Genomic DNA, 9,202 nt, shown 5'->3' on the forward strand with positions numbered 1-9,202 from the left:
GGTTATCAGCTAAACGTTGCACCACCACAGCCCTAACCAGTCAAGACTCGACCCTCAGCTGGTTCAGGGCTTTATTTTTGAGGGCATCGAGGTGGGTGGGTTGGCACTCGATGCCCCTTACTCTCCTATGCATTAGCCTTCGTCCTCCTGATACGCTTGGGTTTGGTGGGTGAAACTGGCGGCGGAGGTGGCGCGGAAGCTATCGTCGATGCTTGTTTGGCGGCTTCAGTTGCTGCTGCATCTTCCGCATCTTTGAGCATCTTCCAGTAAGCGTGGAGTGCCTCTATATCGCCATAGGCACCGATCTCCGGGAGTCGCTCAATGAAGCGGCTATACAGGCCATCCTGTACCTTGCCGTGGTTGCGCATCCACTCGACCGCAGCGTTAGGATTGGTGAGCATCACATAATGAAATTCGCCGGATGCACCTGGCTTGGTCATGATGAAGTTCAGCTCCCGGAGCTTCTTCATCCGGCGACGCCAGGTGTCCACGGCACGTTCCCCGAGAAACCCCGCTTCAGCCGCAAACGTGCTGGGGTTCTCGATAGTTATGACGGGATGATCGGGCATACGCGCCCAGAGACAAAACAGCACGTGCCCTGCAGGTTGTCCCTTCGAATCAGCGTCAATAATCTGCATGGCAATGGGCAGTGTCCGAGGAATCGTGCTGAAGCCGTCGTGGGTTTTTCGTGTCCATTTCAACGCTTCGGGAATGTCGGGGAAGTGGACCAGCATCAGTTGCTGCGCACGTTCCGCCATCGTTAAGCGGCGTTTTGCTGACTGTTTGGCGTTGGCCATGGTGTAGCCCTTTCCGTTTTCTGTTGGGTCCAGTTTCCCGGCATTCATCGACGATGGCAAACCGTCATTACACGCGTATATCGCGCATTACTATGCACGTGAATCGACGATACAATAAGCTCAATTGCATGAAATAACCTAGTTCAGTTAGTTGTAATGCGCGATATCACGCAAAATAACCTAAAAAATATGATTAATTTCATGGGTTTAGAGTGATTGTTCGGTGCTCGGTGTGCTTAATGTACTCGGCGTGCTGTATGTGCTCGCCGTGCTGAAGGGTGTAGGGTGTGGGAAGAGGGGCCTGAGATTCGCTTAACCCCCCTGAAATTTTCAGAGAGGTCTTTGTTGGGGGGATCTCAGTAGCGGACTTTGAAGGTTGGTGAGTCCTCCGGTCGCAGCTGCCGGCGATCATAGATGCGGGTCGTGCTGATATTGGCATGTCCAAGCCATACCTGAACCTTTGCTATATCCGCCTCATGCTCCAAGGCATTGGTCGCCGCCGTAGCACGCAGGCCATGCACGCCGAGCCCGGCGACCTTGATGCCGACGGCTTTGGTGTAATGTCCAACCAGCGCGTAAATGCCATTAGCGGTAATTCCGACGTCAGTTTTTCGACCTCGCAATGGCACGAATAAAGGCGCCTTGGCGTCGACCAAGTGATGACCTGACATTTCCAGGTAGCTATGGATGCGTTCGGCGGCGACCGGGTGCAGCGGCAGGAAGCGCAGCTTGCCGCCTTTTCCATGAATTTGCAGGTGCTTAATGCCGCGACGCTCCTGGATGTCGGCCACCATCAACTGGGCCGCTTCCTCGCGCCGTAGGCCGTGATAGAGCAGTATCGCGAGAATTGCCCGGTCACGCAGTCCTTTGAGCGTTTCAGTGTCCGGAGCATCGAGCAGCTGCTTGGCCTGGTGATCACCGAGGGCCGGTGTCTTGCCCTCGTTGCTTTCAACCCGTGGCCGTTTCACGCCATGCACAGGATTGCCTCCAGTGACCGCGTTGTTCTCCAGGAGGTAATCGAACAGGCTGGCCAGCGCCGCCAGTTTGCGGCGGATGGTGGCCCCAGCTAGGCCTCGGCCTTCCAGCTGCGCACGCCAGGCCAGCACGTGCGCGCGGGTGACCGCACGGAACTCCTCGGCACCGGTGAGACCGACAAAGCTGCAGAAGTCTTCCAGATCGTTTTGATAGGCGCGGCGCGTGCGGGGATTGTCAATATTGGCAAACCACTCGACCGCTGCCGGCACCGCAGCCAGGTGTTGAAATTCAGCGGCGGTCAGGCGGCTCCAACTCCTCGTGGTTGGCAGCATGTTATGGCGTCCCATGATAATTACGATGCTTGGCTCGACAATCACCGATGAGGTTGCTGAGCAGGGGAGACCGTGAGGTGTCCGAACCCATGTTATTTTTGTTAAACCTAGGTAAAGGCCCCGTGTTCCCGATTAGCGCTTCGAGCTCTAAAGAAACCAGCACAAGGGTGGGAAACGAAGCTTGCACGTAGGATGCAAACTTTGTGGAATCGGCCGCTATTTCTTTGGTCAGCTTTTCCACTTGCATCATCGATTGCTCAGTCCAGCCTGAGGCAGACTCGGGATCCGGCTGATACCCAGGGAAAGGCTTAGACTTGTAATGTACCAGCTGATTTCGCGCTTTTATCAAGGTCGTCAGGTTGTTTAGTGCCGGGCCAGTCTTGGCAAGTCCTCGGCCGCAGATCAACTGGGGTATCACAATCCACTTGGCATTGAGATCGAGCTTATCCAGATCATCCGTTGCCGTCGCATCTCCCAGATTGATCGCGGCTAATTCAAATATCCCAGCCTCCAACGCCATTGCCGTGAAGACAATGCTGTTGATCCCAAGCTTGGTCATCAGGTCGTCCTGTGCAACTCTTTCCACGGAATGACCACCACCGCGGGGCTCTGGTATGCGGTTCTTCATTTCGCTCAGATAAGCGCCGTGAGCCGCCTCAGCCATCTCTGCGAACACACGCGTCAGGGTGCCGGCGCGAGCCCAAGTTTTCTGCACATGAAAGGTTTTTTCAAAGACTGCAGTGAAATCGCTCATCCGAAAGCAAATCCTTTAATTGGTGATAACGTATTTCTTACACTGATTAAGCAGCGAGCGATGCATAGTGCGTTGATTCAACCCTGTCCAAATACCATGTGGGATGACGTTGGGGTACTGGTGCAAACGCTTGAGCAGTCCAAAATCTCATTGATGCAAGGTAAGCTGCAAATCACTCAGTTTATAGGATGGCCGCACATGAAATTCATAAGCCTTACTGACGCTGGACGGCGCACTGTCGCGGCCATGGCACTAGCTGTAGCGTCAGTGGCGCAAGCCGCTCCTGCGCATGTGATCGACGTGTACCGGGACCCCAATTGCGGATGCTGTTCCAAGTGGATTGCTTACCTGCGGGACAATGGCTTCACGGTTAATGACCATCTGGAAGAAAACATGAGCCCGGTGAAGGCCAAGCTGGGTGTGCCTGAGAAATTGATGTCGTGTCACACCGGTGTGGTGAACGGCAAGTTCATCGAGGGGCATGTCCCGGTCCAACAGATCGCTGAGCTTGAACGCCGGACCGACCTGATCGGCGTGGCGGCACCTGGCATGCCAATGGGCTCACCGGGCATGGAAACAGGGCATAAAAGCGCCTATCAGGTCATCGGACTGAAAAAGACCGGCGAGCAGGAGGTGGTGGCTGACTACCCGGCGCAGTGACAACCGGTTTCATGTTCGCCAAGCCTGGTATGGCCTGGCTTAGCGGTGCCCAGGCTGTCAGGCCGGCATGTCAGGTTCGTGGGGCAGGCGATCGCATGAAGGTGAGGATGAAGGTCGTTCGGCCCTCGTGGGATGTACACGAGATAGTGCCGCCATGCGCTTGCATCAAGGACCGGGCAATCGCTAGCCCCAGCCCCGCATTCCCGGCGCCTTCGCGCCGCGCCGGATCCACCCGGTAGAACCGGTCAAAGATGCGGTCTAGGTGCTGCGGTACTATTTCAGGGCCAGGATTTTCCAATCGAAGCTCTACCCTTCCTCCGTGATCGTGGATGCTGACCTTGATCGTCTCTCCGGACGACGTATAGCGCAGGGCATTGGACAGCAGGTTCGACACGACACGGTCGATCATCACGCTGTCCGCGAAGATCGAGGCGTTGCCTGATGCTTGTAGCTGAATCCCCTTGTCCTCGGCCAGAAATTCGTAATAGCCGAACAGCTTGCTGATGACTGTTCTCAGATCCAGTTCAACAGCCTCAGGCACAATTAGCCCGTTGTCGGACTTGGCCAGGAACAGCATGCCGTCGATGATTCCCGAAAGACGGTTGAGCTCTTCCAGGTTGGAGCTCAAATTCTCCTCGTACACCTCGGGCGCACGCTTTTTGGCCAGGATCACCTCGGTGTGGGTGCGCAGGTTGCTGATCGGGGTGCGAAGCTCATGCGCGATGTCAGCGGAGAAATTCGATAGGCGCATGAAGGAATCATCCAGGCGACCGAGCATGGAATTGAACGCGGTGATGAGCGCGCGCAACTCATCCGGCACTGGCTCCAAGGGTATGCGTTCCTTTAGCGAGCCCGCGGACATCGAGGCGGCGGTCTGGGTCACCCTGGCTACCGGGCGTAGCCCGTTCTTGGCGACCAGCCACCCCAGGGCCGCGCTTAACACGGTACTAGCCAATAGGACGCCCCAGAACCAGCGTTCAAGCATGGCAAAGAAGTGCATATGCGTGGTGACGTCCAGGACAAGCCACGCGGTCAGCGGCGGGCTGGCAGTGGGCAACGATACCGAGGCGGTCAGGGCCCTGAACATGCGGCCTTCTTTTTCCCACTCCCAGACGCCATCGCGCTGGGTGGCCTGCGCGAGCGACGGCACCGCTGATTGGGGAGGTTCTGCAAAAAAAGGCGTTCCATCGGTCTTCAGAAATACAGCACTGAGATCGGGATGTGCCCCCAGGAGGGTGTGCCAGCGCGCCTTGAGCAGTTCCGGGTTTGCGCCTGATTCCTTGGCAATCTGGGTAATCGCTTCCAGCTTTTCTCCCAGCGCCTGCGCATCCAGGGCGCGAAAGTGGTGACGGCTCAGCTCGTTGAAGGCAACCCCTACAATGATTAGGACGGCGGCGACCGCGACCACAAACAGAAGGCTCAAGCGCAGGGTGAGTGAGCCAGGCTTCATCCTTCGTCCTGCGCCTCTAGCATGTAACCCATTCCCCGGCAGGTATGCAGCAGTTTTACCTCGAAGTCATCGTCAATCTTGGCCCTCAACCGTCGTATCGCCACCTCGATAACATTTGTGTCGCTGTCGAAATTCATGTCCCAGACCTGGGAGGCGATCAGCGATTTGGACAGCACTTCACCCTGCCGGCGCATCAGCAGTTCCAGCAGTGCAAACTCTTTGGCCGTAAGCTCGATTCGCTTGCCGCCCCGAGTCGCCCGACGCTTGAGCAAATCCACCTGAAGGTCTCCGATTTGCAGGCTCGTTTGAACCTGCAGGCTGCTGCTGCCGCGCCGTAACAGCGTTCGCACCCGTGCCAGCAGTTCTGAAAAGGCAAACGGCTTGACCAGATAATCATCGGCGCCCAGCTCCAGGCCCTTGACCCGGTCGTCTACCCCGTCCCGTGCGGTCAGAAACAGCACCGGTACGGGCTGGCCAGCGGTGCGAAGGCGTCTGATGACTTCCCAGCCATCAAGGCCTGGCATCATCACGTCGAGAATCAACAGGTCATAGGCTTCATTGAGCGCCTGGTCAACGGCATCTGTGCCTGTGACCACGCGGTCCACGTTGAAGCCGGCCTCCCGCAGGCCTTGCTGCAGATAGATTCCAGTTTTAGGTTCGTCTTCGGCTACCAGCAGTTTCATGTTCGACCCTCCACGGCACCGGCCCAGTGTGACGGTAAAACAGGGTCAGGCACACTCACATCCCCGCTTCCATCTCAGGGGACAGTGTGCCAAGCCAGGCAATCAGGCCCAACACCAAGACGGCGGCGCCCAGTTCCAGGGCCATGCTGTAGCGGATCGAGCGGGCCGCTCGCGCGTACTCGCCCCGGTGGACCGCCCGTTCAAACGCCGGGCTCAGGACAAAGCGGTTAGCTGAGGCCAATCCGACCATAAGGCCAAACAGTGCCAGCTTGCCCAGCAGCAACACCCCGTAGGTGCTTTCCACCACACCACTGACCTGGGGGCCGACGATGAACAGATAGTTCACCACGCCCGAGAGGACGATGAAAGCCACGATCACCGCGCCGGCCCGTTCGAAACCGCTGAGCGTGCGCGACAGCACCTGGACTGACTGTAGGGTTTCGACCTTGTTGGGCCGCAGCATCAGTGCAAACGCCACCAGCGCGCCGAACCAGCCGCCCGAGGACCACAGATGAAGGATGTCCGCGCTGAAGTGCCAAAAGCGCCGGGAGCCTTCGTCCATGGCCCCGTGGCCCGTCCAGGCCAAGGTCGCCAGGGCCACGCCTCCCAGCAGCGAAACCATCAGCAGGCTTGCCATGGGCACCCGAAGGTTGAAGGCGATGGTCACAGCAGCCCCCACCAGTGCGGCCATGCGGATGAGCCAGGCAGTGCCAAGCTCCGTCTGCGTCACCATCATCTCGGCGTGAGGCACAGCCTCTAGCCATTCAGACGCACCGCTCATGGCTTTGGCCATGAGCACAATGGAGACAACCGACAACAGCAGGCCGATCAAAGCGGTCGCGCTCAGAAGGGGCCTGAAAGGCAATACAGCGCCCGAACGGCGTTCTGCGCCGCGTAGGCTGTAAAGGCCAAAGAGGGCCAGCCCGAACAGCATCATCAAATCGGTATACAGCGCGAAACGAACTGCGATGCTGAGCGGATCTTCCATGTTTACTTGACCTTAAACGTCACGCTACCGGTAATCGGGTGGGTATCGGAAGACACTGCCCGCCAATCGACCTTGTAGGTGCCTGCCGTCAGAGGTGAGGCCGGGGTAATCACCATGGTCTTGGGGTCACCCCCGCCCGATACCGCGGCTTTGACTGCCATCGGTGAGTGTTCCATGCCTGGCATCGCCGTCATGACCAGCTTCGCGCCGGAAAATTGGGTAACCAGGTTTTCGGAGAAATGCAGCTCGATCTTGGCAGGGGCCGCGCCTTCACTACCTTCAGCCGGAGTCGAAGACACCAGCTTGGGGTGGGCTTGGGCCAATGCGCTGACCAGCATCCCAGCGGCAAAGAGCGTGACGAAACTTGTGCGGTTCAACAACATGCGAACTCCTTACAGCCCAAAAAGGCCGTTCGTGGGGGATCAGATTTTCAGACTAGAACGGCTCAGAACCACATGCGCACGCCCAGGACTAAGCGGGCCTCGCTGCGGTCCTCGCCTTCCTCGCGGGCAAAGTCGGCTGTATTGCCGTAGGAGCGGTTCCAGGTGACGCCAATGTACGGGGCAAACTCGCGGCGGATTTCGTAGCGCAGTCGTACGCCGACTTCGGTTTCAGACAGGCCAGAGCCGATGCCGCGCTGAGGATCGCTCTGACCGTAGAAATTAACCTCAGCCGTGGGCTGTAAAATCAGCCGGTTAGTCAGCAAAATGTCGTAGTCGCCTTCCAGCCTTAACCCGGTTTGGCCGCCTTCACCAAGAAACGCAGTCGCTTCGGCTTCGAAGTTGTATAAAGCGAGGCCCTGGAGGCCAAATGCAGCCCAGGTTTGCGGCGAGCCTGGCTTGAAGTCCTGCCGGACGCCGCCGACCAGGTCCCACCAAGGACTGATCGCATGGCCCCACAGCGCTTGCAGCTCGGCCGATTCGGTCTTGCCGTTGGTACGTTCGCCCTCGGAGCGAATCCAGAGCCGGTCGATGTCACCACCCACCCAGCCGTTAACGTCCCAATTAAGGACGCTGCCGTTGTCGGCGTCCTGCCATTCGAGTTGATCGAAGAGCAGGAAATAATTAGCTGCTTCGTCATGGACAGTGTGGCCTTTGGCACTTCGGTAGACCGCAGCCCGATTGGCATCGGTGACAGGCGCAATAGGCGTGCGGCTTTGTGTCGGTGCCGCAGGCTTGCTGGGGGCCATGGTCGTCATGTCCGAGTCCATGCCCTGCATCTGGCTATGGTCCATACCCTGCATTTTGGAATGATCCATGCCCTGCATCTGGCTGTGGTCCATACCCTGCATCTTGGAATGATCCATGCCTTGCATCTGGCTGTGGTCCACGCCCGGCATAGCGGCCTCTGCCGCAAACACGCCCACTGGGAGCATTCCCAGGCTGCTGACCGCGAGCAGTGAACAAACGTGGAGTCTATTCAAAACAGTCATTGGCCTCACTCCTCTACCCGAACTTCGCGGAACATACCCATCTCCATGTGGTAGAGCAGGTGACAGTGATAGGCCCAGCGCCCCAGGGCATCAGCGGTGACACGGTAGCTGCGCTTGGAGCCTGGCGGCATATCAATGGTGTGCTTGCGCACCCTGAAGTTTCCGTCCTCGTCCTCCAAGTCACTCCACATCCCATGCAGATGGATCGGGTGAGTCATCATCGTGTCATTCACCAGCACGATTCTTACCCGTTCGCCGTATTTGAGTATCAGAGGTTGGGCGTCCGCGAATTTGATGCCGTCAAACGACCATGCAAATTTTTCCATGTGCCCGGTCAGGTGCAGCTCAATGGTCCGGCTCGGCTCACGCCCGTCAGGGTCTTCGAAGGTGCTTTTAAGGTCGGCATAGGTGAGCACCTTGCGCCCGTTATTACGCAGGCCCAGGCCAGGATCGTTCAGCTTGGCGGTAGGGCTCATGGCCTGCATGTCCACCAGCGGGTTGTCGTTCTCGCTGGCAGGGTGGCTCTGCATCACCATGCCGCCCATGCCGCCCATCGCACCATGGTCCATGCCCGACATAGCGCCGTGGTCCATACCCTGCATGGTAGACATTTTGCTATGGTCCATGGCGGGCATGGAGTCGCCCCCCATGCTGCTCATGGTCTGCATGCCGTCGTCGGCACCCGAATCCATGCCGCTCATGCCATCCATGCTGCTATGGTCCATACCACCCATGCCCATATCGTCCATCGTGACCAGCGGACGAGGATCAAGGGGGGGGACCTGGGCTACCAAGCCTTCCCGCACGGCTAGGGTGCCGCGGGCGTAGCCCGTGCGATCCATGGATTGAGCAAAGACCGTATACGCCTCGGCAGTGGGCTCAACGATCACATCGAAGGTTTCGGCCACGGCAATGCGTAATTCATCGACCTCAACCGGGTTCACGAACTGGCCATCCGAAGCTACCACGGTCATTTTCAGGCCTGGAATACGGATGTCGAAGTACGTCATAGCCGAGCCGTTGATGAACCGCAGGCGCAGCTTTTCGCCAGGACGGAACAAGCCGGTCCAGTTCATATTGGGGGCCTGACCATTGAGCAGGTACGTGTAGGTGGCCCCGCTCACGTCCGCA

The 9,202-nt window shown here is 58.1% G+C and carries 10 protein-coding genes; 1 reads left to right on the plus strand and 9 read right to left on the minus strand.

Annotated features, from left to right (window positions below):
- Positions 1–125 precede the first annotated feature (125 nt).
- The 3 genes from KDX39_RS26180 to KDX39_RS26190 all read right to left on the minus strand — a co-directional run bounded on the left by KDX39_RS26180 (position 126) and on the right by KDX39_RS26190 (position 2,858).
- Positions 126–797, minus strand: a complete 672-nt coding sequence (locus tag KDX39_RS26180; RefSeq protein ID WP_217649230.1) for a hypothetical protein — start codon at positions 795–797, stop codon at positions 126–128.
- Positions 798–1,153: 356 nt separating this feature from the next.
- Complete coding sequence (locus tag KDX39_RS26185) at positions 1,154–2,104, minus strand: tyrosine-type recombinase/integrase (protein WP_074929288.1); 951 nt, start codon at positions 2,102–2,104, stop codon at positions 1,154–1,156.
- Position 2,105: 1 nt separating this feature from the next.
- A complete protein-coding gene (locus tag KDX39_RS26190) occupies positions 2,106–2,858 on the minus strand; it encodes a hypothetical protein (RefSeq protein ID WP_231662359.1) in 753 nt (250 codons plus the stop codon).
- A 198-nt stretch (positions 2,859–3,056) separates the two neighbouring features.
- Here KDX39_RS26190 and KDX39_RS26195 point away from each other — a divergent pair, with 198 nt between their 5' ends.
- Positions 3,057–3,518 (plus strand): DUF411 domain-containing protein, encoded by a 462-nt coding sequence (locus KDX39_RS26195; protein ID WP_029240727.1) that lies wholly within the window; start codon positions 3,057–3,059, stop codon positions 3,516–3,518.
- 70 nt (positions 3,519–3,588) lie between these two features.
- On the opposite strand, the gene KDX39_RS26200 is transcribed toward KDX39_RS26195, so the two are convergent.
- The 6 genes from KDX39_RS26200 to KDX39_RS26225 all read right to left on the minus strand — a co-directional run.
- On the minus strand, positions 3,589–4,968 hold the full coding sequence (locus tag KDX39_RS26200; protein ID WP_017709556.1) for a heavy metal sensor histidine kinase: 1,380 nt from the start codon (positions 4,966–4,968) through the stop codon (positions 3,589–3,591).
- A complete protein-coding gene (locus KDX39_RS26205; RefSeq protein WP_017709557.1) occupies positions 4,965–5,651 on the minus strand; it encodes a heavy metal response regulator transcription factor in 687 nt (228 codons plus the stop codon). The genes KDX39_RS26200 and KDX39_RS26205 overlap by 4 nt, the downstream gene beginning before the upstream one ends.
- 55 nt (positions 5,652–5,706) lie before the next feature.
- On the minus strand, positions 5,707–6,639 hold the full coding sequence (copD, locus tag KDX39_RS26210) for a copper homeostasis membrane protein CopD (protein ID WP_015062131.1): 933 nt from the start codon (positions 6,637–6,639) through the stop codon (positions 5,707–5,709).
- Positions 6,640–6,641: 2 nt separating this feature from the next.
- The gene (copC, locus tag KDX39_RS26215; protein ID WP_003317555.1) at positions 6,642–7,022 is read right to left on the minus strand and encodes a copper resistance system chaperone CopC; all 381 of its coding nucleotides are present in this window, start codon (positions 7,020–7,022) and stop codon (positions 6,642–6,644) included.
- A 62-nt stretch (positions 7,023–7,084) separates the two neighbouring features.
- Positions 7,085–8,071: a copper-binding protein CopB gene (locus KDX39_RS26220; RefSeq protein ID WP_015062130.1), complete on the minus strand. Its 987-nt coding sequence runs from the start codon at positions 8,069–8,071 to the stop codon at positions 7,085–7,087.
- Positions 8,072–8,076: 5 nt separating this feature from the next.
- Positions 8,077–9,202 (minus strand): copper resistance system multicopper oxidase (locus KDX39_RS26225; protein ID WP_231662360.1); only part of this gene is annotated, 1,126 nt, incomplete at its 5' end.

The organism is Pseudomonas sp. CDFA 610, assembly GCF_021147865.1.
Lineage (GTDB): Bacteria > Pseudomonadota > Gammaproteobacteria > Pseudomonadales > Pseudomonadaceae > Aquipseudomonas > Aquipseudomonas alliivorans.

What these genes read in the sequence shown, in the direction of transcription:
- KDX39_RS26180 (WP_217649230.1), bottom strand. Translation starts at nt 797, where the DNA reads ATGGCCAACGCCAAACAGTCAGCAAAACGCCGCTTAACGATGGCGGAA.
- KDX39_RS26185 (WP_074929288.1), bottom strand. Translation starts at nt 2,104, where the DNA reads ATGCTGCCAACCACGAGGAGTTGGAGCCGCCTGACCGCCGCTGAATTT.
- KDX39_RS26190 (WP_231662359.1), bottom strand. Translation starts at nt 2,858, where the DNA reads ATGAGCGATTTCACTGCAGTCTTTGAAAAAACCTTTCATGTGCAGAAA.
- KDX39_RS26195 (WP_029240727.1), top strand. Translation starts at nt 3,057, where the DNA reads ATGAAATTCATAAGCCTTACTGACGCTGGACGGCGCACTGTCGCGGCC.
- KDX39_RS26200 (WP_017709556.1), bottom strand. Translation starts at nt 4,968, where the DNA reads ATGAAGCCTGGCTCACTCACCCTGCGCTTGAGCCTTCTGTTTGTGGTC.
- KDX39_RS26205 (WP_017709557.1), bottom strand. Translation starts at nt 5,651, where the DNA reads ATGAAACTGCTGGTAGCCGAAGACGAACCTAAAACTGGAATCTATCTG.
- copD (WP_015062131.1), bottom strand. Translation starts at nt 6,639, where the DNA reads ATGGAAGATCCGCTCAGCATCGCAGTTCGTTTCGCGCTGTATACCGAT.
- copC (WP_003317555.1), bottom strand. Translation starts at nt 7,022, where the DNA reads ATGTTGTTGAACCGCACAAGTTTCGTCACGCTCTTTGCCGCTGGGATG.
- KDX39_RS26220 (WP_015062130.1), bottom strand. Translation starts at nt 8,071, where the DNA reads ATGACTGTTTTGAATAGACTCCACGTTTGTTCACTGCTCGCGGTCAGC.